This window comes from Acidobacteriota bacterium (assembly GCA_030949985.1).
Classification (GTDB): Bacteria; Acidobacteriota; Polarisedimenticolia; order J045; family J045; genus JALTMS01.
Map to the genome: position 1 here is coordinate 1 of JAUZRX010000039.1, position 1,440 is coordinate 1,440.

The window sequence follows — 1,440 nt, forward strand, 5'->3', positions numbered from 1 at the left end:
GTCGAACCATCCGTCGCGCTCTGCCTTCTGGTGCCCCGGGGCGCCGTCTTGCTGAAAGATCAGCCCGTGGTCACGAACTGCCTTGGCGTGCTCGCAAATGATGTTCACGTACGTCGCCTCGTTGATCTTGATGGCAGCGGCTCCGGTGGTGGTGCATCGCGGGATGCGCACGATGCGGCGGAAGTTGATGCCGACGGCAGCCCACACCATGACCTTGTAGCCGTGCAACTCGCGCTTGCGGTGTGGAATCGGGTCACCGGGGCGGGCCCAGTACACCTCCGGGCATCGTCTGAGTCGAACCACTTCTCGTCTGTGAACACGATTCTGTCTGTGAACCGGTTGGTTAGAAACTCACTCGCAAGCACACGCTTTGCGAACTTGAGGCGAAGCTCCAGGTGCTTCTCCGTGAAACGAGGCCCGTTCCTCTTCATGTAAGGCTTCATACCCTTGCCCTTGAGGTCACGTCGGATGGTGGCTGAAGAGACGCTCGTGCGCCCAATGTTTTGGAGAAGCTTCTTGTCCTGGTTCATTGTGCGGGCAACCTTCGCGGGCGAGTTGATGGGCATGGTCTTAACCATTGCGTTTTTGATGCTGAAGCCGGGAGGGGAGGAGCGATAGGCACGGTGGAACATGGCGGTGCGAAGCAAGCTTTCCGCTGCTTCCGCCCGACGGTCGCGCAAGAGAGCGGCACGCTGTGCACGCGCCGTTGGCTTGCGCGTGCGTTTGGAAGGTGCTTCCGACCGCTTCATCCACGCGCGGACCGTCGCGGGAGACACCTTGACCACCTTGGAAATCTCTTCGGCGTTCTTGTTTTGGCCCATCAGTACCTTGATGGCGCCGTAAATTTCATCAGTCATGACCATGCTGCCTACAAATCAAAAGCGCGGGTATGAAGCAATCGAAGGTACCACGGCGCCCAGCCACAAAGACGCAACACAGGCAACGCTAGCGCAAGTAGGTCAGTCTCTCGTGACAGCCGGTAGCTTGTCGATGACTGCGGTAACTTTGATGCCTACGAACAAGCCCAGTCGCTTGTCACGCTTGCGGTGGGCAAACCGCCGGCGAAAGACGATGAAATCTCCACGCTGTTCGTATGGTGTGCCGTGGTACCACACGCCGCGGGAGTCACGAAAACGTAAAAACCCCTTCTTTGCTTGAAGGGCGTCGCAGAAGCGCTTGGCTAGCTTCTTTGGGGGCCAGACTTTCTTGCGGGCGTAGGTGGCTGCGGTTTCTGCCTTGCCCACTGCGGCTTTACGCCGGATGGTACTTGGCGTGCTCGCAAATGATGTTCACGTACGTCGCCTCGTTGGTATTGATGGCAGCGGCGCCGGTGGTGGTGCATCGCGGGATGCGCACGATGCGGCGGAAGTTGATGCCGACGGCAGCCCACACCATGACCTTGTAGCCGTGCAACTCGCGCTTGCGGTGTGGAATCGGGTC

At 59.2% G+C, this 1,440-nt stretch carries 3 protein-coding genes; all 3 read right to left on the reverse strand.

Going from position 1 to position 1,440, the window contains the following annotated elements:
* The coding region (locus tag Q9Q40_09875; GenBank protein ID MDQ7007531.1) for a hypothetical protein at positions 1–276 on the reverse strand (276 nt) is incomplete at its 3' end.
* A 683-nt stretch (positions 277–959) separates the two neighbouring features.
* A complete protein-coding gene (locus Q9Q40_09880; GenBank protein ID MDQ7007532.1) occupies positions 960–1,244 on the reverse strand; it encodes a hypothetical protein in 285 nt (94 codons plus the stop codon).
* Positions 1,245–1,251: 7 nt separating this feature from the next.
* The coding region (locus tag Q9Q40_09885) for a hypothetical protein (protein MDQ7007533.1) at positions 1,252–1,440 on the reverse strand (189 nt) is incomplete at its 5' end.